The organism is Streptococcus henryi DSM 19005, from assembly GCF_000376985.1.
Taxonomy (GTDB): domain Bacteria; phylum Bacillota; class Bacilli; order Lactobacillales; family Streptococcaceae; genus Streptococcus; species Streptococcus henryi.
This window is the reverse complement of sequence record NZ_AQYA01000032.1, coordinates 52,758-77,244: the sequence shown is the minus strand read 5'-3', so window position 1 is coordinate 77,244 and position 24,487 is coordinate 52,758. Positions and strand designations below refer to the sequence as shown.

Below are 24,487 nucleotides of genomic sequence, written 5' to 3'. Positions count from 1 at the left end.
CTCCTATTATAGCAAAAAGCATACAAAAACCCCACCCATTAGGAGGAGTTTTTTAGGGTTTTTGAAAATAGCAGAGCTGGAGCCAGGTATAGACCATAAAAGCTTTTCAAGCTAAGTCCCAGCTTTTGTTTTCAAAATCTCAATTCAAGCCCAGCTTCTCTGCCAAAATGGACCTGAAATCTGATTCGTCATTAAGAACATCTTTAATCTGTCTATCCTTATGATAGTTAGCCAAAAAGTCAGCAAAAGGAAGAATGAGATAGAAATAAGTCCCGTAGTGTCCTAAAAAGTAAGCTATTGCGATTGCTGCTAGGTTGAATAAGATGGTAAGCCAAACACGACGACGAAAGAATTGATGAATATAGCCTGACAACTGTCCTTTTTCCCAATTGTGACCCATTTCAATAACTGGAATCATGTTAATTAGAGTAATGACTAACATATTTAAGAGACCGAAAAAGAGGACGGACAACCATTCATCTTCATAAGCAACCAAGGTCTTAACAGCCAAGGGGAAGAGAGACATGAGAGCATGGGCTATGACATCAAAAAGAAGACTTTCTAACTTAGTAATCTCAGTTCGCAACACAATCTTAGTCCGACGATACCAGATATTGATTAGCAGCATGAAACTGACTAGAAAAAGACTAATTTCCTTGAAGAAGTTAAAGAGTTCTGTCGAATTTGTCGGTGCTTCAATTTCCAGAACCAAGATCGTCATGATGATGGCAATAATAGCATCACTAAGAATATCAAACCGTTCCAGCAGTTTCTTCATAGGTCATCTCCCTTCAAGATAGTTGTAGTAATGTTGCTAGCTAAAAACTCCCTTTCATTTGAAGAGGAGTTTCAGCTTATTTTCTATAATCGCATGACTATGTCTTTATCGTTTATGACTAGGGTCCTTACTTGGAAATCTAGCCACTCTCACTTCTAAAAATCTAGTTTAATTGTTCTAAGATAGCTCCAAAGTCTGTCATGATGTCATCAAAGCTTGCTGTGACTTCTTGGCGAGTGGCATTGTTTTTGATGCTTACTTGACCGGCTTCTACTTCGCTTTCACCCAAGGTGATGACAGCTTTTGCTTTGAAGGTGTCCGCAGATTTGAATTGGGCCTTGATTTTGCGGCCAAGGTAGTCACGTTCTGCTTTGAAACCTTGTCTGCGGATGGCTTGGATGAGCTCTAAAGCTTTGCCATTGGCGCCAGCCCCCAAAACAGCCATGTAGACATCCATCTCTTCTTCAACAGGCAAGTTGATGCCTTGTTTGTCAAGGATGAGGAGGAGGCGTTCAAGACCCAGACCAAAACCAAAACCTGGTGTTTCAGGACCGCCGAAGTACTCGACCAAACCGTCATAACGGCCACCAGCACAGATGGTCAAGTCTGACTTGTCAACATTAGTGATGAACTCAAAAATCGTGTGGTTGTAATAATCGAGACCGCGCACCATGTTAGTGTCAATAACGTAAGGAATCTGGAGGGCCTCAAGCATATCACGCACAGCATCAAAGTGAACTTGACTTTCCTCATCAAGATAATCCAAGATAGATGGCGCATTTTCAACGGCTAGCTTGTCTTCTTTCTCTTTAGAATCAAGCACGCGCAATGGGTTTTCATCCAAACGGCGTTGGCTGTCTTTTGACAAGCTGTCGCGCATTGGTGTCAGGTAGTCGATAAGGGCTTGACGATAGGCTGCTCGGCTAGCAGGGCTACCCAAAGAGTTGAGGTGGAGGGTCACATCCCTGATGCCAAGCTCTTGGAAGAGTTGGTAGGCCATAGCAATGGTTTCCACATCTGTTGCAGGATTGCCTGAGCCAAAAGCCTCAACACCGATTTGGTGGAATTCACGCAAACGACCAGCCTGTGGACGCTCGTAGCGGAACATAGAGCCAATATAGTACATCTTAACTGGCTTTTGCACCTCAGGCGCAAAGAGTTTATTCTCTACAAAAGAACGCACAACCGGAGCTGTCCCTTCTGGACGAAGAGTGATGTGACGGTCGCCCTTGTCGTAGAAATCATACATTTCCTTAGTGACAATATCAGTAGTGTCACCGACAGAGCGAGAAATGACTTCGTAATGTTCAAACATAGGTGTACGAATCTCACCATAATTGTATTTTTTAAATGTTTTACGTGCCACATTTTCCACATACTGCCACTTAGCAGCATCAAGAGGTAAAATATCCTGAGTCCCTTTAGGTTTTTGAAGTTTCATTGATTAAGATACAAAGAGCGTTAAGAAAACGAGAAGAAAATAGGAAACTGACGATGAGTCCCAAAGACTCAAGGAAGTTTATCTTTTTCTCGACGTTTTTAGCTCGTGTTCAATTTAAAACACTGGCTAGTTGTGCTCAATTCCTTTCCTAGATTTAATGAGATAGAAACAAAGATTCTTAGTTTAGCTCGTGTTCAATTTAAAACACTAGCTAGCCTGTGCTCAATTCCTTTCATAATTTGTCAAAGAAAAAAGGTTTTAGCCCGTATTCAGTTGATACCTAAGCTATCAATACTTCATTCTCTCACTTAAATTCTTTTTTATTTTACCATAAAAAACTCCAGTTTTCACTAGAGGCCTGAGCATATTTGACAATTTCTCTAATCTGACAAGGGCAAATTAAAAAATTTAATGGAAAAAAGTGTCAAGTAACTTTACTTTACAAAAATCTTTTGTTATACTGTTTAAGTTGATGAAAATCACACTAATTAAAAAATGAAATCGAGCCAAGCTCAAATATCATAACGGAGGAAATAAAAAATGGCAGTACCTGCACGTCACACTTCAAAAGCGAAGAAAAACAAACGTCGTACACACTACAAATTGACTGCTCCATCAGTACAATTTGACGAAACAACTGGAGATTACTCACGTTCACACCGTGTATCACTTAAAGGATACTACAAAGGACGTAAAATCGCTAAAGCTGAAGCTAAATAATAGAAGGGAGATACCATGCGCGTAAATATTACACTTGAACACAAAGAATCTGGTGAACGCTTGTACCTTACTTCAAAAAACAAACGTAACACTCCAGACCGTCTTCAATTGAAAAAATACTCACCAAAATTGCGTAAACATGTTGTGTTTACTGAGGTTAAATAATTGAGTAAACTAAAAGCCTATGAAACCAATGTTTCTAGGCTTTTTATTTGTTTAGAATGCAATTTTATCTGATTTTTGTCTGATTGAAGTTAAAGCAAAATATCAAATATTGTAATTCTGATATATTTTACACACTTTCAAGATGGCAAAAGTTTCTTTTTCTTATCATTTATCTAGAACTACTACTAATTATCTCGCCATCTTCTTTAATAAAGTCTTTATCAAGCGACTTAGGTAAAATATTTAAGACTTTTTCTGATGGTCTACATAATAAAGTTCCTTTATCAGTTACCACGATTGGCCTATTTATCAAGATAGGTTCTACTATCATTGCATTTATAATATCTTGTTCTGTTTTATCTTTTTGTAAATCATATTCTTCAAATTCAGGAACATTTGTTCGTAATAATTCTCTGGCACTCATGTTCATTTGTAATAAAAGTTGCCTCAATTTCTGCTCTGTCGGTGGTGTTTTTAGATACTCAATAATAGTAGGTTCAATTCCAACCGCTCTAATGATAGCTAGAGCATTTCTAGAAGTTCCACAATTGGGATTGTGATAAATTGTAACTTGTTCCATATATCTCACGTTTATACCAGTAATTTATTATCACTAGTATCTATCCTTCCTTTTAATAAAATTTATACAATTTTTATATCTAAAAATGACTAATCATTTAATGGTGTCATGAACAATTTTTTAACATCATCAACTGTCAAAACCTTTCCTGTCGAAACAACTTTTTCATTTAATACCAAAGCAGGAGTAGACATAACACCATACTCTGCTATCTTAGAAAAATCCTTTTCATGTTCGATTATTACATCCAGTCCTTCATCTTTACAAGCTTGTCGAACATGTTCTTCTAACAAGTTACATTTCTTACATCCAGAACCCAGAATCTTAAAAATAATTTGATTTGATAAATCTTGTGACATAATTATATCCTCCTAAAAAATAAAATTTTGTAATATATTAAATAGATACCCAACTAAAATAATACCAACTGTGCAAATGATAATAAACGCAATGAGTAGACGAGGTTTAACCGCTCTCTTTAGCATAATAATTGACGGAAGGCTAAGTGTTGTAACCGCCATCATAAATGATAAAACTGTTCCAAGTTGTGCTCCCTTACTTAATAATGCTTCTGCTACTGGAATCGAACCAAAAATATCTGCGTACATAGGAATCCCAATTAAAGTTGCTAAAATAACACCTAAAGGATTGTTACTTCCCAAGGTACCAGATACCCAATTCTCCGGTATCCAGTTATGTATAACTGCACCAATACCAACACCAACTAAAATATATGGAAATACTTTTTTAACAGTATCAGCCACTTGTTCTTTGGCAAAATCTAGCCTATCTTTATAAGTTAGCTTTTCATTTTCGACGATCTGCATATGAGCATTTTTAACAAAATCTTCAACATAATCTTCCATTCCTAGTTTTTCAATGATACTTCCCCCAATAACTGCAATAACTAAACCAAGAACAACATAGATAATAGCTATTTTACTGCCAAAAATACTCATCAAGAGAACTAAGCTACCCAGATCTACCATTGGGGAAGAAATCAAGAATGAAAATGTGACACCAACTGGTAGTCCAGCACTTGTAAATCCCATGAATAAGGGAATTGAAGAGCATGAACAAAATGGTGTTACTGTCCCTAATAGGGCAGAAATAATATTTGCAACAATACCATCATAGTGACTTAAAATTTTTCTACTTCGTTCAGGAGGAAAATAACTTTGGATATACGAGATAGAAAAAATTAAGATACATAATAAAATTGTTATTTTAATTACATCATAAAAGAAAAATTGTAGACTTCCTCCTAGTCGTGATGTTAAATTTACACCGACAATTGACAATAACCGGCCAATTATTTCATTTAACCATTTCATTCCTAAAATTTGTTCTTGGATAAATAACCACATAATGTCCCTTTCTATACATTAACTTTTTTTGATGTGTTTTAGAAATCTAAAAGTCATACTAAGATGACTTTTGATGACAATGACAACTTGCTAAGGAATCCTCCCCTAAAGCAGTCAGTTCTTTAAATCGATTAAGAGCAAAACTTCGCCCAGAATCACTGAGGCTATAATGTTTCCACTTCCCCTCTTGACGACTAGAGACTATACCTGACAGGCATAAAATTTTCATATGATACGATAAAGCAGACTGTGCAATCCCCAATTCATCAGTCAAAACACAAGCACACTTTTCACCATTCTTTAAATAATCTAGAATTAACAAGCGCTTCTCATCAGCTAATGCTTTAAAAATTTGAGCATCTTTTGTAAAATCCGTAATAACTTCCACCTCATATCAAATATTTTTGATGAATTTTTCTATTTCTAGAATACCACTTAGAAAAATAATGTCAAGTATTTAAATGAAAATCTGTTATTTTTCCTTAATTGGATTTACCAGTCATATAAATTTTTCTACTTCTCTTTTCATACTGCCACTTTGTTTCAAAAAATTGAACTATTTACCTACCATAAGTGAGTAAAAAAAGCCTATGAAATTAATATTCATAGGCTTTTTCTGTTGTTCAAAATTTAGTTTTGCCTGATTAAAACGTTACTTTTGTTATTCAATCAGCTTTTCTAGCTTTTCTACCGCTCCTCTCATGGTGTCTTTTTGTTTCTTAATCACGTGGAGATAGACACGTTCAATCTCCCTGGAATCCTCCGAATGTCCTACAAACTCTCGAATAGTGGGAAGGTCAATGCCTTCACTTGCCATAATGGAGATAAAGCTATGACGGAACATATGAGGAATGACATGAATCGGTCTGCCAAAGTTTAGAAAGCTATCGATATCCTTATAGGGTTTACCAGCTTTCTTGTTATACTTTGCTGACTGACTAGAACCACCTCTCAGGAATTGTGAGAGCTCGTTGTGATAAAGCGGAGAACCTTGCCGATTACCTGCCCTGATATAGGTTCTAGTAAAGAGATATCCCAAGTCTTTGTAAGTCGGATTGAATTGAGCTTGAAACTTATTTCTGTCGATGTAATGTCGCAAGATTTTCTCTACCTCGGGGCTCATTGGAATTGTACGAACACTTTCTTTAGTCTTTAAGTCTGCTCGGTAGCGTTCCTTTTCGTTAAGATTAAGAGCTTCCATGACCTCATCAGATTTATTTTTACTCGCCCTTTGCCAATGAACCTTTATCCACTTCTCCTCAAAATCAAGCATATCCTCATTCAATCCCAAAACCTCACTTGGTCGCATACCTGTCAAAAAAATCATTCTAAGCACATCAGCGATAAGTTGATTATCAGGTCGGTTAGTCCAGCTCTCTATCAGGTGGAGAACATAGTTAACCTCACTTGCTTCAAGATATTTTTCTGCAATATCTTCACGTTTCTTATTTTGCTCCTCACTCTTTGTCAGAACTCGCCTTTTAACCTTGTTGTTGGCAATCGGGTCTTGTGTAAGAGTAATCTGTCCGTTTTCGACTGACCAATCAAAAACCATCTTAAGATAAATATGCAGATTTCTTGCCATGTGCATGGAAGAAGCATTGATGAGATTTTGAATTTCATCTGTCATAGAGGCAAATTTTGTGATAGACATTCTGGTATCAAAATTAGGCACGATATAGCGGTTATAGATAGTAACCCTTGTTTTAAGAGTATTATTGGCTGGTTTGACCCTTTCATACCATGCTTTAAAGGCTTTACCATAAAGACTTCCATCTTCATCATAGGGCTTAGCGATTTCTTCTAGGGTTAAAAGTCTCTTGGCTTTCTTAGGCTTAATACCTGTTACCTCAGCGATATAGTCATCAACTAATTTGTTCAGTTCTTGCGTGACCTGTGTAATCAATTGTGAGTTTTTAATATCGCTGACCAAAAGACGTTCTTTTCCAGAAGATGTCTTTTTACTTGGTCTTGCCTTAGTGGTAAACCACCCTTTACCAGTACCTGTAGAAAGGTATTTCTTGTGAGATTTTTTAGTAATAGGGTGGGTAAATCGCATAGCGAATTTCACCAAAACATTGCCTGCTTTATAAGGGTCTGATCGCCAAGAACTGATGATGAGTACTCTTGAACCATTATCTTTCATAGGTATTACCTACGCCATCTTTGCGGCATATTGATTAGCAATTTTGTAGTCAAACCATGCCACGAAGACTTCTGAGTGAATAAAGACATTGCCATGTGTTCCTTTAATACCGAAAGCGTATGGGCTGTCCTTCATCTGACGAATATAGCTATTGATCGTTGCAACGGTCATGCCATGCCAGAGTTCATCTAGGAAGACGGATTTACGGTACCAGTTACGGGTCAAGTCAAAATCATGTTCTGTTTTTAATGTTGCCATTGAATTCTCCTTCTATTTTGGTTATAATCAAGTTAGTTATTTTTGGAAAGGTGATTTGTAGCTTGCTACAGGTCGTCTTTTCTTATGCCCCAATAGGCTGAGCTTTGTTGCTCTTGTTTGTACTGCTGAATATCAGTCTCATCTGTTTCCGTTAGTTTGGATATCCCAAGCTCAAGTAAGTGTTGAATATAGCCATCTGCCTTTTCTTGTCCGTAAGATTCTGCTTTTGCTACATAGAGTTTTCCAAGTGTTCGTGAGACTTGTTTCTCTGTCCATAGCTCAGACCGTTTTAGGGTGGGTTTTGTCCGCTTTACACTTAAGACCGTCTTTTCTTGTGTTTCTAAGTAGTCATTCCACCATTTTACGTTTTTTCTTCGCCAACGGTTGGAATCCTTATCTCTCGGACTGACAAAGCGATAGTGTCCATTAATCGCTTCAAAGTAAATCTCTTTAAGGGGACGTCCTTTTTTTATCTGTTGAGCCAGTAAGTTTGCCTTTTCTTGCCAACATCTAAGCTCTGCTCTTGTCCATGATGAGGGCATTTCTGGTAAATCTTTATCCAGTTTTTGTTCTAATAGCTTATTATAGATGCACCATTGCTGAGTACCTCTAACACCAATCGTTACCATTTCACCAACCTTTTCACCATTTTCAAGAATACTCTTTTCATGGTAATCAAAGGTTTTAGCGGTTGATATGCAGAGTTGCTTTTTACAATAACTATAAATAAGCGGGACGGATAGGCTACCATCAAAAATATCATTGGCGATATCTAGTCTTGTAAAGTTACTATGGCATTCAGAAATGCGTTTCATCAGGGTTACCCAGTTATTGACATTGCTTTCCATGTATTCTTCATACTGACGGCACCCCTGCCCTCTCAGTTCGATAAAAACTCCCATTTTTGATTCCCAGTCTTTATTGAAGTAAACCTTTATCTCTGAGAAGGCATAATGCCTTTGGTACTTGTTTATCCCCCATTCATTGAGAATAAACTTATCTTTAGGAAGAATGAGGATTTTCTCAATGACATCATCTGGAGCTAAGCCTTTAATCGTTACGGCTAAGTAGTCTAACATCACTGAGTTATCCATGTCTAGGCTCCAATAAATTTAATATCAGTTGCCACTAGTTTTAAGCCTCCCCAATTTCCACCACCATTATTATTAGCTCGCCAACCAAGGTGGACTTCTGGATTGACAAGTTCTACTACAAGTGAGTTCAGCTCATCCTTCTCAACGGATTTAGCCAACTTGTCAAGATTGTCTACAATCTCCAAGCGAATACCCTTGAGGTCATCAGGGGAATAGCCCAGGTCTTTCAAGGCTTGGATTTTGTCTGTATCTTGTACAGAGCAAGTAATTTTAGCTACTTCATCTGTCGCAATGCTTTCGCCATTGACATTTTTATAGACTGGTGCAACTCGTGAAGAAAGGATGGTCACTTTCTTTGGAATGTCAAATTGTGATTTATCCAATTTCAAGTCGCCAACTTTTATAGTTTCGTCTGTTAAGTTAAATTTTGTCATGTTTTTTTCTCCTATTCATAAAAGCTACGCCTACATGAAATCCATCGTAAACCGTTGATATCATAGGCTTCATAAATGTTTTTTCGTGAAATTTGCTTCAAATCGCTGACCCCCTTGCGTATCAAGGAATTTGACCACATTTTATGTATGTGTGCACCCCCTAATAGGGACTGGGGTGCAAATGTCAAATCGAGTTCAGCCGTTTGCCACCTTTCCCACCTGCTCTGGGCTACCGTGTTGACCACTCGCCCAGCGGTGGGGTGGCGAACCGTCTTCATCGATGAAAGAAGCCAAGTCTCTTAGATGATTTCTTTTCAGTCTCTTTCTCTAAGGTCTGGATTCTATCCAGAAGCACTTCTAACTCCTGTTTCAACTTTGCTAGGTTCCTTCGATAATCTTCTCGGATTTCCTTAAAGGAGACCTCTAGCTCATCAACAAGTTCTCTAATAGGTTTTTGATAATCATTTTCTTTAGAAAACCCATAAACACTTAGAATTGCTCTTTCCAGCCCCAACGAAGACTTCTTATCAGCAATCGCTTGAAAATGATTTAGGTCATCTTCTGTAAAAAGATAAACTTTAGAATAAGATTTTCGACCCGTTCTCACTCTACTTTCATTGAATTGAGTACCAGTTAGACTTTCAATCTTTAACCGCCACTTTTTCAATGTTGAGACTGAGTTGAGACCATCAACCCTATCTACAACTTCTTGATAATCGTATTCACTCATTAGTTTACCTGTATTTTCTGATTAAGAAAGTCGTTCAAAATCTGCAAAGCTCTAGATTCAATCAATCGCTCAAATCCCATATCCTTGATAAGGCGATAGAGTTCTCTGTCATCCAAATCTTTACAGTCCTCTGGTTTGATTAAGACTTTCTCTTGTGTATCTGGTGAGTAGGCCACCCACTCTACCATTTGTAGTTCCATACCTGTTAAATTCATAATTACCCTCTTTTCTGATTCTGCATTCAACTAGCGTTTATCCGAAATATCTGGTATAATTACAGCAATTAGATTTACTGTCCTTGAACGATGTACCAGATTGTTCAAGGATTTTTTGTACCTTCCTTTCTTTTTTGATTGTTGGGTTAGCTCCTCTCTAACACATATGTACGATTTTATGTACGTTTGGTGTAAAATTTTTGAGCAACCTTAATGCTCATTAATAATTATATACGATATCATACACGTGGTCAAGCGTTTTTCTCAAAAAATGTACGATTTTATAAACACCTGTGTTATAATAGTCTGAGAGGTAACCTATGTTTGAAATACTTAAACCTGATAAAAAGACTGTTGGTCGAAGATTAAGACAAGTCAAAGATGAATTAAATTTGTCTTTTACTGAATTTGGAAACCGTCTTGGATTAAAAAAATCAACGATTAACGCATATGTAAGAGGAGATAACTTAGCTCCTCTTGAAGTTTTAGAGAAAGTGTCAAAAATCTATGGAAAACCCGTAGGTTGGTTTTACTACGGAGAATTGGAAGAATATATTGAACTTTACCTTAGAAAACTTGGTTATGGCACATTCCTAGATGAGTATCCTGATACTCCATTAAAAATAAAAGAAGAGCTTTTTAGAATAAAAACAAATCCAATACAATCGGTCACAAGAAGTGGGGGAGTAACCATTGGAACATTTGAAAATCCTGACTGGGAAAATGAATTTGGATACCCAAATGAAGGCTACCTAGATGATATCTTCTTTGAAATGCTTTATGATACGCTGAGGGACACAATTAGGAAGGAAGCCAAAACCTACTTAAGCCAGCAAGACGGACTTGATGCTACTAAAATCAACGAACTTTCTGATTACTTTGCTAACCAAATCTACATCTCATATGACTTTGTCGGTAATTTAGAAGAGCTTTCCAAGGATAGAATCAAGCAAGAAATCAAAGAAGGCTATGAACGTCTGCTTAAGGATTCATCCTCAACAGGTGTAGAAGTTAACTATGATTCTAATTATCTACTTGGTTTTCTGATTAATACACTTGCAGATAGCCAAACAACACGCCAATTACTTTCAGATATCTCCCAAGCAACTATCGGTATGCCTTTTTCACAATTTCATGAGGGACACGAGTTAGTTGAGATCATCCAATCTGTCAGACCACGACTGATAGAACTTTACAATAACACGACCTTTGATGATTGGACTGACTGGGCGGAGAAATAGAGATAATTATCATTTGGATTTAATTTGGAAAATAAAAAAAACGTTGATTTTACAGCGTTTTAGACAATTTAAACCACCCAATGAAAGAAAGATGGAAAATAAAGATGGACGAGTTAAAATTACAAGAACTTATGGAACTTGATGAATCTGAACTATTAGAATTCAAAAGTAACAAGATTGAACCTGAGAAAATTGGAAGATATATATCTGCTTTAGCAAACTCATCTACAATGCTTAATAAGCAATTCTCTTATCTTGTTTGGGGAATTTCCGATGAAAAAGAAATAATAGGAACTAATTTTTTCCCTTATTCTGAAAAAATAAATGGTGGAGAACCATTAATCTCTTGGTTAGAAAGAAATCTAGACCCTAGAATATCAATTAAATTTCAAGAATTTAAAGTCGAAAATCTGAGAGTAGTAGCATTAATTATCCATATGACGGTTGGTAGACCAGTAGCTTTCAAAGGTGTCCGATACATTCGCAGTGGTTCATCTTTAAAAAATCTATCTGAGTTCCCAGAGAAAGAACGACTATTGTGGAAATCATTTGAAGCACGGACTTTTGAAAAAGAATTTGCACTAACTAATTGTTCTATAGATGATTTAATTTCACTTTTGGACTTTGAAACATACAGGAGAATGCTAAAATATCCACCTGAGGCAAGTTACGATGAATTATTACAGTATATGATTGACGATAACATCATTGAGCAATCAGGAAGTGGTTTTAACATTACCAACATGGGAGCATATACTTTCGCAAAAAATCTTGCTAATTTTAAAAAACTGCAGTCTCATGCAATTAGAGTAATTCGTTATGATGGTAACAATAAATTGTTCGCAAAAGAAGATATAACTGCTGGAAAAGGAGTTGCCGTTGGATTTGAAGGTCTGCTCAATTTTATTAGAATGAGATTGCCATTGACCACAGAAATTTATGATAAAAAAGGCCAACGAATCGAACGGACGGATTATCCTGATATTGTCATAAGAGAAATTGTCGCCAATCAAATAGTACACCAAGATTTTTCAATATCAGGCACAAATCCAATGATTGAAATTTATGATAATCGAATTGAATTTACAAACCCTGGAATACCTATTAATGAGCCAGATAGATTACTCGATCTTCCCCCGATATCTAGAAATGAGGATTTAGCAAATTTATTCCGTAAAATGCACCTTGTTGAATCTCGTGGTAGTGGAATTGATAAAATCATTATTACCCTTGAGAATGAAAATCTTCCTGCTCCTGAAATCAGTGCAAAGGGAGATAATACTTCTGTGACAATTTTTAAACGCAAACATATTAGTGAAATGAATGATAAAGAAAGAATTAATGCCATCTTCTATCATGCATCAATTATGTATGTGGAAAATGATTACATGACTAATAAAACTGTTCGTGACCGCTTCGGATTAACTTCAAAGCAATCACCATTAGCTACAAAAATTATTTCTGCTGCTGTAAAAAGTGGGAAAGTTAAACCATACGATGAAAATGCAGGTAATAAATTTATGCAATACATTCCATACTATGCTAAAGGATACAATGAATAATTTTGTCTGATTTTTGTCTGATTAAAACTGGAGCAATCTCTAAAACATACTATTTTATCCATATTTGAAAAAGTAAAAAGCTTATAAAATCAACGTTTCTAGGTATCAATACACTTATCAAATCATACATTATTGTCACGGAAGTAAAATAATTGAGATAAGAAAGACCAATGAAATTAAGTTTTCGTTGGTCTTTTGTTTTGGTATGATTATAATCAGATTTTTACTATATTTTTAAGTAATTCTATGAGGTAAATAGGGAAAATGCTAACACTTCCTATAAAGGTTAACATTTTTTGACTATCTTCGACTTTTCAAAGACTTTTCTTATTTGCTATTTTAGCCCTCACTCCACCAATACATGTTTCTTCGGTCTTTGTGCGATTAATTTAATAGCTTGTATTTTTTCTAAATTATCAATTTCTCTCTTGATAGTGTACCTTGGATTATCTCTAGAGAGTAACTCTATGATTTCATTGTCCGTCAAACCTTCATTGATATCATCAACAAAGACTCCAGATTGGAGTAGAAGGAATAGGATTCTTCTCTGAAGTTCGTTATAATCAGATTTTGCTAATTTTTTACTGTATTCTAGAAGAATAGCTCGCTTTTCTTCTAGAATATTGATAATATCCAGCTGCCCTTGATGCAGTATCTCTAATAAAGTTTGAACAAAGAAGGTACCTTCCGCTCTGTTATCAAAGTCACCAGTAATTTTGAAGGATTTGTAATATTTACTTTTTTCTTCATTGATTTTTTGCGAAATAACTAATCCAGAAAATATGTCTAATTTACGCGCTAGATAACTTGATAAAATATATCTTCCTGTTCTACCATTTCCATCATAAAAGGGATGAACATTTTCAAAGAAATAGTGAGCAAGCATCGCTTTTATCAAAAATGGAATCGTTCTATCGTTGATAAAATTAATCCAAGCAGTTAACATCAAATAGATTTGTTTTTCAGATGCAGGAGGAGTATGATCAATCTTGTTACTTGAAAAATCAACAATAGAGACCGGACCATCCCTAAATAATTCTCCGTCTAAAATATCCTCTGAATCAATTTCACCCTCGGTTAACTGGTCATATATCTCTCTGATGGTCTGCAAGCTATCGATTTTTAAAAAAGCATTTTCTTGAATATCATTGTACATTCGGACAGTTGATAATAATCTAACTTGCTCTTTGGTCTTAGACACTAATGATTTATGTGCTAGGGATACCTCTTTTCTAGTTGTCTTTATGCCTTCGATTTCATCTGTACTGATGACTGCTTTATATAATTGCTCATTATAAAATTGATTCTTGGCTACATCGGGTAGCAATTCTGCTAGCTCCTTAATAAGATTTGAATTTTCGACAATCTGCTGTGTTAGCAGTTGAATTTCTTGGATTGGAACTGAAAAAAGTTCAAATTCCTTTGACTTCAATTCTCCTCTTTTGTTTAAATAAGGATATAACCCTGTTTTGATGGTTCCGAATCCTTCAAATCTTTTGAGATATTCTTCATCATTATTCCCTTTGTTTTGAAATTTTACAATTTTTAAAGGTTTGTAACTCATATTCCCCTCCTATCTTCAAATAATATCTGTTTTTTAAAGATAATAGCACAAAACATCAATAATATCTATTAATAATAGACATAATTGAAGATTATCCTTATATTTTCAAACCTAAAATCTATATTACTGAAAAAACCTCCCTGATCTTCACTTTCAAGGAGGTCTTTTCTATTTTATGTTGATTTAATCGTCAACTTTGTTTACAAATAAATCATATAGTTTCATTGTTTTATTCGTTTCCGTCAAGTATCTCTGTAAACCTATGTGTAAACTGTGCTGTCAATCCCCAGATATTTTCATCAACTAATTCATAAAAAGGGATTTTTCTGTCATAGTGAGTGAATTTATAATCAACTCCGTTACGGATGCGTTCAAATGGAAAATCTGTGCTTGGTTTTACTGCTGTTTTTAGGCGATAATAGTGGGGTGGTTCTTGCATCAATGCTTCTAATGAGATGGTAAACAATCTTGCTACTTCTTCATTCGGCTTGATATCTTTCCAGTTCTCAATTGCTAATTTTCCTACAAAACAGTGGATGCTGCCTCTATTATTTACCATATAATCAATCTCACCTAAAATCTCAATTTGATTAGCTGATAGATTTAACTCTTCCATTGTTTCACGTACTACAGCTTCTTCATAAGTTTCATTTCCCTCAAGAGCTCCGCCTGGAAAAGAAACCTCACCAGGTTGTGAAACGGCTTCACTGCGCACTTGGTAGAGTACTTCCCAACTATTAGCTCTGCTATTCCACACAAGAGGGAGCATAACAGCATAGCGTCGTCTTTGTCCTAAAGGTTTTGGTTCATATTGATTTAAAATCTCTCTAAAATCTTTCATCATGTTCCTCGTCTTTTTCTGTCCTTATCATAGCATATTTTACTGAGAATAGCCGTGCTTATGCACTTTAACTGAAATATATAAAATTTTTATATATTTCACTTGACTTTATCTGGGAAACAATCTATATTATATGTGTAAAATAATTATATATAAAAAAATTATATATCGATACACAAGGAGGTGAGTCTATGTATTTTCCAACTTCATCAACTGTCATTGAGTTCCTTATTCTGGCCATCGTTGAAAAAGAGGACTCATACGGTTATGAGATTAGTCAGACAATCAAGCTTATCGCAAATATTAAAGAATCGACTTTGTACCCAATATTAAAGAAACTTGAGAGCGCAGGCTATGTAACAACATATAGTCAGGAACATCAAGGACGTAAACGAAAATACTACGCTATCACAGATTTAGGAAAAGCACAGTTGGCATTTCTAAATAAGGAATGGCAAACCTATACTACGAGCATTTCAGAAATTTTAAAAGGGAGACTAAGACATGACTAGAACTGAATATCTCGCGCAGATGGAGCGCTATTTAAAACGATTACCACAGAAAGATTATCAGGAAGCAATGGATTACTTCACCGAATATTTTGATGAAGCTGGGATTGAAAATGAAGCTCAGGTCATTGATGAACTAGGTAGTCCCAAGGAAGCAGCTAGCGAAATTATTGCCAGTGTTCTTGGCAAGCACATGGATACTCCTGAAAAGACACCAAAAAGTCGTGCGACAATTGTCGGTTTGACCATCCTTTCACTTTGTGCAGCTCCTATAGCTTTACCTGTTCTTCTTGCTTTGATTCTGTTTATCTTAGCTGTTCTTCTTGCTTGCCTTGCAGCGATAATAGCAGCCTACGTTTTTGGGTTAGCAGGTATAGTCGTAGCAGGTGTAACCTTATTTGAAAGCATCACGCTATTAGGTACTTCTTTTTCTGCCCAAGCTATGGGACTTGGAGCTGCCTGTCTCAGCTTCGGAGGAGGCGTCCTGATTTGGATTATTGCGACAGCTATCTTAAAAGGATCTGGCCGTGGGTTTGTAAACTTTGTTAGATGGATTAGTAGCAAGAAAGGAGGCGCATTATGAAAAACTTCACCAAAAAACTTTTCATGATGAGCGTTATCTCTATTGTACTTGGTGCAGTCTTATTGGGAGCCGGTTACTCGACAGGAGGCCTCCAGGCAATCAAGCAACGCTCAGAACCTAAGTTAGTGACAAAAACCTTTAATCAGGTAACCGACCTTGAGTTGGATGCCAATTACGCAGAATTTGAAATTAAAACTGGTAATGTTGATAAGCCAACACTTACCTATTACACACATCCAAAGTTCATTTCTCCCATCTCTGGTAACCTAAAAGATGGAAAACTTACCATTTCTCAAAAAGATCGAGATGTAATCATTACTGGTGGCATTGAGATCCTTGGTTACGGCTTAAATGAATTAGGTAGAGAAAAAAATTTCCGATTAATTACTCTCACATTCCCAAATGACACTTCGCTCAATACCCTAACGGGTAGTAGTATGCCTAGTGTATCTGTTGATGGGATAAATTTTAATGAAGTTGACTACAACGGACAACTCACCCTTCTAAATAGTAGTGTGAATAAAGGACAAGTTGACGGCTCATTCAACGGTATTAAGACTAAGTTGACTGATTTCACAATAAAATCCGACTACGCCTTTGTCAACTTGACTGACACTAGCCTTGAAAAAGGGGAAATTTCACTAGCAAATGGTGGGCTAACAACTGACAATAGCAACTTGAAATCTGTCTCAGTTTCAGCCAGTGAATATGGCGGAATTGAGCTAAACAGAGGCAGCATTGAAAACTTCAGCTTTACATCTGACAATGAAAAAGATGATGAAGATGACTACTATTACAATGTTGTCGGAGAAGTTACTATTAATAATGTAACCCTAAAAGGGGACAATACTATTAAAGGGGGAAATTTAAATGTTGACGCCTTGTTGACAGATATTAAACCAATTGCTTATGACCTATCAACCGTCAAAGGTAATATCACACTGGGCTCAAACTTTACAGATGTAAAACTAGACCGAGACTCTAGCACAGGAGCTACAACCTTTAAATCTCAACCATCAGAACAAACTGGAACTCTCAACATCTCCATCACAAAAGGGGATATCAAGTTACAATAAAGGGGACATCTTATGACAAAAGAAGACTTTCTCAATCAACTCAGCAATAATCTCCAAAACATCCCTGAAAAAGATTACGATGAAATCATGGCATATTTCACAGAGTACTTCCAAGAAGCTGGACCTGATAATGAAGACAAAGTTATTCAAGATCTGGGTAATCCAGAAGAAATTGCATCAGAAATCATCTCTTCTTTAGGTATTTCTAAGCAAAGTTCCGAAAATGACTGGACAAATTGGGACACAGAAGATAATTTTGACAATCAGTCAAATGAATGGAGCACTCAAATCCTAGCACCAATAACCGGACTCAACTTTCAACTTTACAATCTTAATATTGAAGTTTACCTAGAGCCTATCAGCCAACCAACCTTAACTTACTTCGATGATGGCAATCTGACAATCACACAAACCAGTGATGGGTATCTGAAACTGAACGAACAGACCATTCAAAAAGAGCAAAGTCACATCTTCCATTCCCTTTTTCTCATTGGAAAAATGCTGACAAAACGTAAAACCATTACCTTGATACTTCCTGAAGGAACACAACTTCAGACAATAGAAGGCATCAGCAACAATGGTGACGTCCAATTAAGCCAAATTAGTGCTAGCAAAATCTCACTCAACTCCTACAATGGAAATATTAAACTAGATCATTTGGAAAATGCTATCGCTGACATCAAGAGTAAAAACGGAGACTTACAACTTACAAACTGTTTACTTGATAATTGTAAACTGGAAACCAAGAATGCAGGTCTCATCTGTCAAAATAGCCAAATAAGCAATGCAATTGTGATTAATAAAAATGGAAATACCAAATTTGAAGATGGTACTTTGCAGCAAGTCAACATTGAAAACAAAAATGGGAACATTCTTATTAATCAAACTATCCTAAACGGGAAAACAAGTATTGATAATAAAAATGGTGTCATTGACATTAGATTAACACCTGAAAATCTTTCCCGTTGTCAGGTACAGAGTCAAAATAAAAATGGGTTTACAAATATTAGCTGTGATGCAGGAAAGACTTTTCCAACACAGGCACATCTAAAACTCAAAAACAAAAATGGCATGATTAATTTACAATAAAGTTGGCCAAAAAAGCCTAGAGGATTTAAATCATCCTCTAGGCTTTTTAAATATAGTAATTAGAACAAGAGTGTGATAAGAGCTAAAATAGCCAATCCACCTTGTGTCAAGATGATTTTTTTATTTGCTGTAAGTGCTCCGTAAGCTGCTGCTAAAACAACGTTAAGAAGGAAGATGGTTACAACTGTTGCATTAGCTGTAAAGACACCGTAAAGCATGAAGACAGCAATTAAACCGTTGTAGATACCTTGGTTTTTGAAAAGTTTGCTGACTGATTCACGTTGCAATTCGTCTTTAGTCATGTTGAAGACACGGCTAGTTGAATCTGATTGTGTTGCAAAAGTTTCCAAGTACATGATGTAGAAGTGTTCCAAAGCAACCAAAGTTGCCAAAATTAGTGTGATGATTGACATAAAATCTCCTTAAAAAGTTATATTTTCTAATCCATTGATTAATTTATCAAGTAAGTTTGAAAGTGTTTCGCTCTCTTCAGCTGTAAAGATATCCTGCATCTGCTGCTTAACTGACAAGTGCTGCTCAGACGGTTGGTCTTGCAAATCGTGTAAGGCTTTCCCTCTTAGATTGACAATAAGTTGGCGCTGATTTTGGGGATTACGGTGTCGGCTGATATAGCCTTCTTCTTCCAAAATCTTTAGATGACGCGTAATAGCCGCCTGATCAATCTGTAAACTTTCCTGTAAAGCAACTTGACTGCATGGTGCTAATTCTAATAGACGTTGCAGAATCTCATAACGAGTCAAACTAATAGACAGTTTGTTCTCAAAAAGTTGAGTCACTTTCTGATCAGTCGTTTTAAGCTTATAAAGCAAAGAACTCAATTCGGTCACAGACACCTCCTATACTTGATAAATCAATTATTGACTTATCAAGTATACAAAAAGCTCTGCTATTTTTCAAATCATATGCTCAAGAAAATAATACAAAACTTAATGATCTGTCTTTGGTCGGTAAATAAGCACTGCCATTGTCATAAAGGCTAGGAGGAAACTTATTAGAACTCCAATTTGTTTTCCAGCTGCTCCTGTCATAGAAATGGATTGACGGAGGCCAGATACAATATAGGACATTGGCATCCAAGGGTGTACCACTTGGAAGAATTTAGGACTGAGCTCAATAGGGTATGAACCTCCTGCAGATCCAACTTGTAGTAAGAGCATCAAAAGTGAAAGGAAGGAACCGTAGCGATCATCCCAACCAACTAAGGCAGTAACTAAGGCCATCAGAGTCCATCCACCAAGGATGATTAAAGCTAGTGTTAATAGTTTAAAGTTTGCCTCGAAACCTAAAAATTGAATGGCAATATAGAGAACAAGAGAGCTGACTGTTGAAATGAGACCATTAATAAAGAGTTTTTGTTTTGCCCATTCCCAACGATTTGTGACAGCTTTTCCAGACAAGGAGTTAGCAAAGATGACGTTTGTTGACAAGGCAATGACCATAAGAGATACTGCAATCATATAAGGTGCCATACCGATACCATTTGTTTTGACACTGTCCTTGTCTTTCTGACTTGTTTTGACAGGACTTGCAACAGCTTTAGCATTAATATCTGATACTGAAACAAGAGATAATTGATCATTAGCTTTAGAAAGGGATGAGGTTAAAGTGGAAATTCCTTTTGACAAGGTTGTCAATCCATCTGTCAAACTTGAACTGCCATCGGCTAATTGACTTGAACCTGAGGCTATTTTCTTAGCACCTGTATCAAGTTGACTAGCACCATCAAGCAATTGACCTGAATTTGTATTGAGTTTTGTAGCTCCAGTTTGTAATTTTGAAACACCATCAGTTAACTGACTGTTATTGTTAGCTAATGTATTGGCTCCATTTGCAAGTTGTGCAACAGCACCAGTATAGGCAGTGACACCAGACAACAATTGCTCTGAGCCACTAGTCAATTTATCATTCAAGCTAGACACTCCCGCAGCCAATTGTGAACTGCCTGGGGCTAATTGACTTGATACTGCGCTGTTTACTTGACTAAGACCACTTGAGAGATCTGTCAAGGCTGTCGCTGAACCTAGCAAAGCGACATTAGACTGACCTGCAATTTGGTTCACGGCAGTTTGCAATTGAACTAATTGGTCACCAGACGCAGTTGATTGTAAACTTTGAAGGGCTGTCTGCATGGTCGCAACATTAGCAAGAATCGTTTGAGCATTTTCACTGACAGAATTTCCTACACTAGACACTGCAGAAGTAATTTCAGCTTGTTGAGTAGAGTCTAAACTTTGGTAAGCACTAGTTGCTTGGATAGCTGCCAATTCATTGGCTTTATCTGTCTGACTAGAAGCTAAAATAGCTTGCGCTTGACCAGCAATATTGGTCAAAGGAGTGGCAATAGAACTTGCATCAATACTTGGCATTGATAAATTTGACACTGACCTGTTAAGTTCTTGAATGGCATTATTAAGCTGAGGTAGACCAGAAATTAGATCTTTTATATTGGTAGACTCTTCCTTTGACAAAGCTGTCGCTGCTGACAGGCTTGCCAAACCTGATGACAAGCCATTGGCACCATCAACAAGTTTCTGTACCTGACTGCTACTTTCTTTAAGCTGAGCAATCCCTGATACCAATTCTTCTGACTTACTATTAAGCTGATTAGCACCATTTGATAAACTAGTAACACCATTTGTATAGGTTGTCAAGCCATTAGAAAAGGTATCTAAACCAGTTGCTAACTGACTGACACCGTCCGTATAGGTTCCAAGACCTGTTGATAATTTAGCTGACCCATCAGCAAGACTTTGGCTACCAGAAGAAAGCGTCCCTAAATTATCAGTAATGGTTTGACTGCCAGATTCCAAGGTCTGACTGCCGTCAAGTAATTGATTACCCCCATCCGTCGCTTGCTGTAAACCATCTTGTAAAGATGACATACTCTTAAATACGGCTTTAGTATAGGTTTGTGTAATGTTTTCAGAAACGGTCTCCTTAAGTTTTGACATGGCAGTATCAGACATTTTCGAAGCCACAACACTTCGACCTGCACTGGTTTGGTAATTGATTGTCAATTTCTTAGGGTTATCTGTCAACAAGCTTGTCGCCTTCTCAGATAAATCTTCTGGCAAAGTAATAACCATATAGTAGTCACCATCTTCCAAACCCTGCTGAGCTTTTTTCTCAGACACAAAATGATAGTCTAAGGCTTTGTTTTTAGACATAGTGTCTATCATATCGTCTCCGATTGAAAGTTCCTTATCGTTGAGACTAGCAGATTTGTCTTCATTGACAACAGCTACGGGCAAGTTATCAATATTACCATAGGGATCCCACATAGACCCTAGAAAAGACAAATTGTAAAGGGCAGGGATCAATGAAACCCCTATCATTGTGATTAGTAACTTTGGACTTTTAATAAGTGCTTTTAATTCATCTAACATATTTTCTCCTATTTGGACACAATGTTCAAAAATTATGATAGAATACATTATACAAGGATAAAATTTTATTGCAAGAAAAAATAAAGAGTTTTTAGACACTCTGTCCAAATTTGTACAAAAGGAGCTCCTAAATGACTACTGATAATCGTCGAAGCAAAACCAGAAAAGCGATTCAAAATGCCATGGTCAGCTTACTTTCTAAAGAGAGTTTTGATGATATTACTACAATCCAATTAGCTAAGACTGCTGGCATAAGTCGGTCAAGTTTTTATACGCATTTCAAAGATAAATATGAAATGATTGATTCCTATCAACAAGCTTTGTTCAATCAGCTCGAATATATTTTTGATAAGCATGAAAACAATAAAGCAGATGCTTTTTTAGAAATCTTTGAATTCTTGAAGCGTGAGCAACTACTTTCATCTCTCATATCAGCTAATGGTACAAAAGAAATCCAGAACTTCATTATTAATAAGGTTCGTATTTTAATCAACACAGATTTACAAGATAAATTTGGTCGAGAAAACCTTAGTCAAACTGAAAAGGAATATAGTAGCATCTATCTTTCCTATGCTTTTTTCGGTCTCTGCCAAGCCTGGATTGCTAAGGGAAAAAAGGAATCTCCTCAACAAATGACTGAATTCATCCTTAGACTCTTACCCGAGTAACAATTTCAATCTAACTCTAGCCAATCTTATTAAGTTTTCAAAAATTTTAAGCTAGTAACTCCTGTTTCACGTTTACAACATTGTCAACTTTTTTGTTTACACATTCAATTTTCTGTAATGATAGGATATATATTGTAAGTCCACAAACGAATGCGAAAAAGTTATCACATCACAAATCACAAAAGTAACTCAATCAGGCATAAAGAAACAAAAGAGGTAAGCCATGCAACGAAAGCAAGTATCTGCTCGAATGGTCAAATCAATAGGCTGGGAAGACGGAACTTTAGAAGTCGAATACATATCAGGTTTAATTCACCAATACCATGATGTAAGTGAAGATGAATTTATAAGAGCCTCTATAGGCTCTATTGATAAGAAAATCCGACTCATCGGAAAATCACATCGTTTCACAAAAACCAGTGATTAACCCCATAGCCTCCATATAAAAATTTATGTGAAATTTTTATAACTGACTTTCAAAGCTGAGTACTCCAAAGAAATCGGTCAAAAACTCTAGAATAAAGTAAAAGGCATAGAATGACGTTATCAAAAAACGTCAATTCTATGCCTTTTTGGAGTACTCAGTTTTCAAAAACATTTAGATTTGTATTTTTCCCTGGCCTCTTATATCTAACTATTCAAGTTTTTGAGCAAAAAAACCAGCTGAGAAGCTGGCTTTGTAAAATGTTAATCTTAAAATTAAAGCATTTTGTTGTAGAATTCAACGACAAGAGCTTCGTTGATTTCTGGGTTGATTTCATCACGTTCTGGAAGACGAGTCAATGAACCTTCAAGTTTTTCAGCATCAAATGATACGAAAGCTGGACGTCCGATTGTTGCTTCAACAGCTTCAAGGATAGCTGGAACTTTAAGTGATTTTTCACGAACTGAGATCACTTGACCTGGAGTTACGCGGTATGATGGGATATCAACGCGTTTTCCGTCAACAAGGATGTGACCGTGGTTTACGAATTGACGAGCTTGACGACGAGTAGTTGCCAAACCAAGACGGTAAACAACGTTGTCAAGACGACGTTCAAGAAGAACCATGAAGTTGAAACCAAGAGTTCCACCTTTGATTTTAGTAGCTTGTACGAACAAGTTACGGAATTGTTTTTCACCCAAACCGTATGAGAAACGAAGTTTTTGTTTCTCAGCCAATTGCAAACCGTACTCAGAAAGTTTTGAGCGGTTGTTTGGACCGTGTTGACCTGGTACGTAGTTACGACGTGCCAATTCTTTACCTGAGCCTGTAAGTGACAAACCAAGGCGACGTGATTGTTTCCATGATGGACCTGTATAACGTGACATGTATAATGTCCTCCTCTAATATTTTTTGGAAATAGCAGAGCTATCTCTCTTATTGAGGAAATAACGTTTTAAGAAACCCTGATTCGTGCAGGTGCCCTTCGCCTAAACAGCCAAGGTTACTTATACCAAGACATCTGTTGACGAGCTTCATGTTTCTCTGCTGTTATTTCACACAAAGGATAGTATAGCATAGTTTTTTAACTTTGTAAAGACATAATATCCAATTCATTCATACGGAGCACATCATTATCCCACAATACTAATTATGACTATAACCAGAATTTGATGCTGAAATTCTATAGATTTTTATAAAAATTTCAAAAAAACTATAGACAAAAGGGAGATATCTGGTATAATAATAAGAGTGTTAAGGAGGACTACTCCTAAAACTTCAGGTCCGTTGGTCAAGGGGTTAAGACACCGCCTTTTCACGGCGGTAACACGGGTTCGAATCCCGTACGGACTATCTATAAACTGCAAGGCAGTTTTTTTCTTTTCCGGCATAGCTCAGTTGGTAGTAGCGCATGACTGTTAATCATGATGTCGCAGGTTCGAGTCCTGCTGCCGGAGTGATAAGACACCATCCTAAGTTTTTCTTGGGATTTTTTAATACCCAAAAAGCCCCTGTTTCAAAAGAAATGGGGGCTGATCCTATTTTATATTATCTTTTAGACTAGGAATAGATGGGGGTCTCCAAGAGTCTGAGGA

General features: G+C 36.5%; 28 protein-coding genes and 2 tRNA genes. 12 read left to right on the top strand and 18 right to left on the bottom strand.

What is annotated here, in order from left to right; genetic code table 11:
- Positions 1 to 139: 139 nt before the first annotated feature.
- Complete coding sequence (locus F601_RS0106060; RefSeq protein WP_018164773.1) at positions 140 to 778, bottom strand: TMEM175 family protein; 639 nt, start codon at positions 776 to 778, stop codon at positions 140 to 142.
- Between the two features lie 163 nt (positions 779 to 941).
- A complete protein-coding gene (hisS, locus tag F601_RS0106055; protein ID WP_018164772.1) occupies positions 942 to 2,219 on the bottom strand; it encodes a histidine--tRNA ligase in 1,278 nt (425 codons plus the stop codon).
- A 540-nt stretch (positions 2,220 to 2,759) separates the two neighbouring features.
- Here hisS and rpmF point away from each other — a divergent pair.
- Positions 2,760 to 2,939 (top strand): 50S ribosomal protein L32, encoded by a 180-nt coding sequence (gene rpmF, locus F601_RS0106050; protein WP_018164771.1) that lies wholly within the window; start codon positions 2,760 to 2,762, stop codon positions 2,937 to 2,939.
- 15 nt (positions 2,940 to 2,954) lie between these two features.
- Positions 2,955 to 3,104, top strand: coding sequence for a 50S ribosomal protein L33 (gene rpmG, locus F601_RS0106045; RefSeq protein ID WP_001265622.1), 150 nt, complete (start codon positions 2,955 to 2,957; stop codon positions 3,102 to 3,104).
- Positions 3,105 to 3,273: 169 nt separating this feature from the next.
- On the opposite strand, the gene arsC is transcribed toward rpmG, so the two are convergent.
- From arsC to F601_RS0105990, 10 genes are all read right to left on the bottom strand, one after another.
- Positions 3,274 to 3,684, bottom strand: coding sequence for an arsenate reductase (glutaredoxin) (gene arsC / locus F601_RS0106040; protein ID WP_018164770.1), 411 nt, complete (start codon positions 3,682 to 3,684; stop codon positions 3,274 to 3,276).
- 89 nt (positions 3,685 to 3,773) lie between these two features.
- Positions 3,774 to 4,043, bottom strand: a complete 270-nt coding sequence (locus F601_RS0106035; RefSeq protein ID WP_013904615.1) for a thioredoxin family protein — start codon at positions 4,041 to 4,043, stop codon at positions 3,774 to 3,776.
- Positions 4,044 to 4,055: 12 nt separating this feature from the next.
- On the bottom strand, positions 4,056 to 5,051 hold the full coding sequence (locus F601_RS0106030; RefSeq protein ID WP_018164769.1) for a permease: 996 nt from the start codon (positions 5,049 to 5,051) through the stop codon (positions 4,056 to 4,058).
- Between the two features lie 58 nt (positions 5,052 to 5,109).
- Positions 5,110 to 5,439: an ArsR/SmtB family transcription factor gene (locus F601_RS0106025; protein WP_013904613.1), complete on the bottom strand. Its 330-nt coding sequence runs from the start codon at positions 5,437 to 5,439 to the stop codon at positions 5,110 to 5,112.
- A gap of 273 nt (positions 5,440 to 5,712) precedes the next feature.
- Complete coding sequence (locus F601_RS0106020) at positions 5,713 to 7,197, bottom strand: tyrosine-type recombinase/integrase (RefSeq protein WP_018164768.1); 1,485 nt, start codon at positions 7,195 to 7,197, stop codon at positions 5,713 to 5,715.
- Positions 7,198 to 7,206: 9 nt separating this feature from the next.
- Positions 7,207 to 7,455 carry a hypothetical protein gene (locus F601_RS0106015; protein ID WP_018164767.1) on the bottom strand — a complete coding sequence of 83 codons (249 nt, stop codon included), beginning with the start codon at positions 7,453 to 7,455 and terminating at the stop codon, positions 7,207 to 7,209.
- A 65-nt stretch (positions 7,456 to 7,520) separates the two neighbouring features.
- Positions 7,521 to 8,549: a replication initiation factor domain-containing protein gene (locus F601_RS0106010; RefSeq protein WP_018164766.1), complete on the bottom strand. Its 1,029-nt coding sequence runs from the start codon at positions 8,547 to 8,549 to the stop codon at positions 7,521 to 7,523.
- A gap of 2 nt (positions 8,550 to 8,551) precedes the next feature.
- Complete coding sequence (locus F601_RS0106005) at positions 8,552 to 8,983, bottom strand: hypothetical protein (RefSeq protein ID WP_018164765.1); 432 nt, start codon at positions 8,981 to 8,983, stop codon at positions 8,552 to 8,554.
- Between the two features lie 274 nt (positions 8,984 to 9,257).
- Positions 9,258 to 9,713 (bottom strand): hypothetical protein, encoded by a 456-nt coding sequence (locus F601_RS0105995; protein ID WP_018164763.1) that lies wholly within the window; start codon positions 9,711 to 9,713, stop codon positions 9,258 to 9,260.
- Positions 9,713 to 9,928 carry a hypothetical protein gene (locus tag F601_RS0105990; RefSeq protein ID WP_018164762.1) on the bottom strand — a complete coding sequence of 72 codons (216 nt, stop codon included), beginning with the start codon at positions 9,926 to 9,928 and terminating at the stop codon, positions 9,713 to 9,715. Before F601_RS0105990 ends, F601_RS0105995 begins: the two co-directional genes overlap by 1 nt.
- Positions 9,929 to 10,248: 320 nt before the next feature.
- On the opposite strand from F601_RS0105990, the gene F601_RS0105985 reads away from it, so the two are divergent.
- A complete protein-coding gene (locus tag F601_RS0105985; RefSeq protein WP_018164761.1) occupies positions 10,249 to 11,169 on the top strand; it encodes a helix-turn-helix domain-containing protein in 921 nt (306 codons plus the stop codon).
- A 104-nt stretch (positions 11,170 to 11,273) separates the two neighbouring features.
- A complete protein-coding gene (locus F601_RS0105980; protein WP_018164760.1) occupies positions 11,274 to 12,731 on the top strand; it encodes an ATP-binding protein in 1,458 nt (485 codons plus the stop codon).
- Between the two features lie 346 nt (positions 12,732 to 13,077).
- Here the strand turns inward: F601_RS0105980 and F601_RS0105975 are convergent, their stop codons facing one another.
- Both F601_RS0105975 and F601_RS0105970 read right to left on the bottom strand, forming a co-directional pair.
- Positions 13,078 to 14,295, bottom strand: a complete 1,218-nt coding sequence (locus F601_RS0105975) for a Fic family protein (RefSeq protein ID WP_018164759.1) — start codon at positions 14,293 to 14,295, stop codon at positions 13,078 to 13,080.
- Between the two features lie 229 nt (positions 14,296 to 14,524).
- Complete coding sequence (locus F601_RS0105970) at positions 14,525 to 15,139, bottom strand: NUDIX hydrolase (RefSeq protein ID WP_026183129.1); 615 nt, start codon at positions 15,137 to 15,139, stop codon at positions 14,525 to 14,527.
- 188 nt (positions 15,140 to 15,327) lie between these two features.
- Between F601_RS0105970 and F601_RS0105965 the strand changes: the two genes are divergently transcribed.
- From F601_RS0105965 to F601_RS0105950, 4 genes are read left to right on the top strand one after another with little or no spacing between them, the layout of a single operon-like run.
- The gene (locus tag F601_RS0105965; protein ID WP_018164757.1) at positions 15,328 to 15,648 is read left to right on the top strand and encodes a PadR family transcriptional regulator; all 321 of its coding nucleotides are present in this window, start codon (positions 15,328 to 15,330) and stop codon (positions 15,646 to 15,648) included.
- Complete coding sequence (locus F601_RS0105960; RefSeq protein WP_018164756.1) at positions 15,641 to 16,228, top strand: DUF1700 domain-containing protein; 588 nt, start codon at positions 15,641 to 15,643, stop codon at positions 16,226 to 16,228. Before F601_RS0105965 ends, F601_RS0105960 begins: the two co-directional genes overlap by 8 nt.
- The gene (locus F601_RS0105955; protein WP_018164755.1) at positions 16,225 to 17,304 is read left to right on the top strand and encodes a DUF4097 family beta strand repeat-containing protein; all 1,080 of its coding nucleotides are present in this window, start codon (positions 16,225 to 16,227) and stop codon (positions 17,302 to 17,304) included. Before F601_RS0105960 ends, F601_RS0105955 begins: the two co-directional genes overlap by 4 nt.
- A 12-nt stretch (positions 17,305 to 17,316) precedes the next feature.
- Entirely contained in the window at positions 17,317 to 18,393 is a 1,077-nt protein-coding gene (locus F601_RS0105950) for a DUF4097 family beta strand repeat-containing protein (RefSeq protein WP_018164754.1), read from the top strand.
- A gap of 59 nt (positions 18,394 to 18,452) precedes the next feature.
- On the opposite strand, the gene F601_RS0105945 is transcribed toward F601_RS0105950, so the two are convergent.
- The 3 genes from F601_RS0105945 to F601_RS0105935 all read right to left on the bottom strand — a co-directional run bounded on the left by F601_RS0105945 (position 18,453) and on the right by F601_RS0105935 (position 21,800).
- Complete coding sequence (locus F601_RS0105945; RefSeq protein WP_018164753.1) at positions 18,453 to 18,806, bottom strand: DUF1304 domain-containing protein; 354 nt, start codon at positions 18,804 to 18,806, stop codon at positions 18,453 to 18,455.
- 9 nt (positions 18,807 to 18,815) lie between these two features.
- A complete protein-coding gene (locus F601_RS0105940) occupies positions 18,816 to 19,241 on the bottom strand; it encodes a MarR family winged helix-turn-helix transcriptional regulator (RefSeq protein WP_018164752.1) in 426 nt (141 codons plus the stop codon).
- Positions 19,242 to 19,340: 99 nt separating this feature from the next.
- Positions 19,341 to 21,800, bottom strand: coding sequence for a YhgE/Pip domain-containing protein (locus F601_RS0105935; RefSeq protein WP_018164751.1), 2,460 nt, complete (start codon positions 21,798 to 21,800; stop codon positions 19,341 to 19,343).
- Positions 21,801 to 21,931: 131 nt separating this feature from the next.
- Here F601_RS0105935 and F601_RS0105930 point away from each other — a divergent pair, with 131 nt between their 5' ends.
- Positions 21,932 to 22,468: a TetR/AcrR family transcriptional regulator gene (locus tag F601_RS0105930; protein WP_018164750.1), complete on the top strand. Its 537-nt coding sequence runs from the start codon at positions 21,932 to 21,934 to the stop codon at positions 22,466 to 22,468.
- A 223-nt stretch (positions 22,469 to 22,691) separates the two neighbouring features.
- Positions 22,692 to 22,895 carry a KTSC domain-containing protein gene (locus F601_RS0105925; protein ID WP_018164749.1) on the top strand — a complete coding sequence of 68 codons (204 nt, stop codon included), beginning with the start codon at positions 22,692 to 22,694 and terminating at the stop codon, positions 22,893 to 22,895.
- A 272-nt stretch (positions 22,896 to 23,167) separates the two neighbouring features.
- Here the strand turns inward: F601_RS0105925 and rpsD are convergent, their stop codons facing one another.
- Positions 23,168 to 23,779, bottom strand: coding sequence for a 30S ribosomal protein S4 (rpsD, locus tag F601_RS0105920; protein ID WP_018164748.1), 612 nt, complete (start codon positions 23,777 to 23,779; stop codon positions 23,168 to 23,170).
- 394 nt (positions 23,780 to 24,173) lie between these two features.
- Between rpsD and F601_RS0105915 the strand changes: the two genes are divergently transcribed.
- A tRNA-Glu gene (locus F601_RS0105915) sits at positions 24,174 to 24,245 on the top strand.
- Between the two features lie 30 nt (positions 24,246 to 24,275).
- Positions 24,276 to 24,349 (top strand) — tRNA-Asn (locus F601_RS0105910).
- Positions 24,350 to 24,487 lie beyond the last annotated feature (138 nt).

Excerpts from the sequence above, each read along its gene's own strand:
- rpmF (WP_018164771.1), top strand. The coding sequence starts at position 2,760 with ATGGCAGTACCTGCACGTCACACTTCAAAAGCGAAGAAAAACAAACGT.
- F601_RS0105975 (WP_018164759.1), bottom strand. The coding sequence starts at position 14,295 with ATGAGTTACAAACCTTTAAAAATTGTAAAATTTCAAAACAAAGGGAAT.
- arsC (WP_018164770.1), bottom strand. The coding sequence starts at position 3,684 with ATGGAACAAGTTACAATTTATCACAATCCCAATTGTGGAACTTCTAGA.
- F601_RS0105960 (WP_018164756.1), top strand. The coding sequence starts at position 15,641 with ATGACTAGAACTGAATATCTCGCGCAGATGGAGCGCTATTTAAAACGA.
- rpmG (WP_001265622.1), top strand. The coding sequence starts at position 2,955 with ATGCGCGTAAATATTACACTTGAACACAAAGAATCTGGTGAACGCTTG.
- F601_RS0106060 (WP_018164773.1), bottom strand. The coding sequence starts at position 778 with ATGAAGAAACTGCTGGAACGGTTTGATATTCTTAGTGATGCTATTATT.
- F601_RS0105985 (WP_018164761.1), top strand. The coding sequence starts at position 10,249 with ATGTTTGAAATACTTAAACCTGATAAAAAGACTGTTGGTCGAAGATTA.
- F601_RS0106015 (WP_018164767.1), bottom strand. The coding sequence starts at position 7,455 with ATGGCAACATTAAAAACAGAACATGATTTTGACTTGACCCGTAACTGG.
- F601_RS0105930 (WP_018164750.1), top strand. The coding sequence starts at position 21,932 with ATGACTACTGATAATCGTCGAAGCAAAACCAGAAAAGCGATTCAAAAT.
- F601_RS0105925 (WP_018164749.1), top strand. The coding sequence starts at position 22,692 with ATGCAACGAAAGCAAGTATCTGCTCGAATGGTCAAATCAATAGGCTGG.
- F601_RS0105965 (WP_018164757.1), top strand. The coding sequence starts at position 15,328 with ATGTATTTTCCAACTTCATCAACTGTCATTGAGTTCCTTATTCTGGCC.
- F601_RS0106010 (WP_018164766.1), bottom strand. The coding sequence starts at position 8,549 with ATGGATAACTCAGTGATGTTAGACTACTTAGCCGTAACGATTAAAGGC.
- rpsD (WP_018164748.1), bottom strand. The coding sequence starts at position 23,779 with ATGTCACGTTATACAGGTCCATCATGGAAACAATCACGTCGCCTTGGT.
- F601_RS0105970 (WP_026183129.1), bottom strand. The coding sequence starts at position 15,139 with ATGATGAAAGATTTTAGAGAGATTTTAAATCAATATGAACCAAAACCT.
- F601_RS0105935 (WP_018164751.1), bottom strand. The coding sequence starts at position 21,800 with ATGTTAGATGAATTAAAAGCACTTATTAAAAGTCCAAAGTTACTAATC.
- F601_RS0105980 (WP_018164760.1), top strand. The coding sequence starts at position 11,274 with ATGGACGAGTTAAAATTACAAGAACTTATGGAACTTGATGAATCTGAA.
- F601_RS0105955 (WP_018164755.1), top strand. The coding sequence starts at position 16,225 with ATGAAAAACTTCACCAAAAAACTTTTCATGATGAGCGTTATCTCTATT.
- F601_RS0106005 (WP_018164765.1), bottom strand. The coding sequence starts at position 8,983 with ATGACAAAATTTAACTTAACAGACGAAACTATAAAAGTTGGCGACTTG.
- F601_RS0106020 (WP_018164768.1), bottom strand. The coding sequence starts at position 7,197 with ATGAAAGATAATGGTTCAAGAGTACTCATCATCAGTTCTTGGCGATCA.
- F601_RS0105950 (WP_018164754.1), top strand. The coding sequence starts at position 17,317 with ATGACAAAAGAAGACTTTCTCAATCAACTCAGCAATAATCTCCAAAAC.
- F601_RS0106035 (WP_013904615.1), bottom strand. The coding sequence starts at position 4,043 with ATGTCACAAGATTTATCAAATCAAATTATTTTTAAGATTCTGGGTTCT.
- F601_RS0106030 (WP_018164769.1), bottom strand. The coding sequence starts at position 5,051 with ATGTGGTTATTTATCCAAGAACAAATTTTAGGAATGAAATGGTTAAAT.
- F601_RS0105945 (WP_018164753.1), bottom strand. The coding sequence starts at position 18,806 with ATGTCAATCATCACACTAATTTTGGCAACTTTGGTTGCTTTGGAACAC.
- F601_RS0105995 (WP_018164763.1), bottom strand. The coding sequence starts at position 9,713 with ATGAGTGAATACGATTATCAAGAAGTTGTAGATAGGGTTGATGGTCTC.
- F601_RS0105990 (WP_018164762.1), bottom strand. The coding sequence starts at position 9,928 with ATGAATTTAACAGGTATGGAACTACAAATGGTAGAGTGGGTGGCCTAC.
- hisS (WP_018164772.1), bottom strand. The coding sequence starts at position 2,219 with ATGAAACTTCAAAAACCTAAAGGGACTCAGGATATTTTACCTCTTGAT.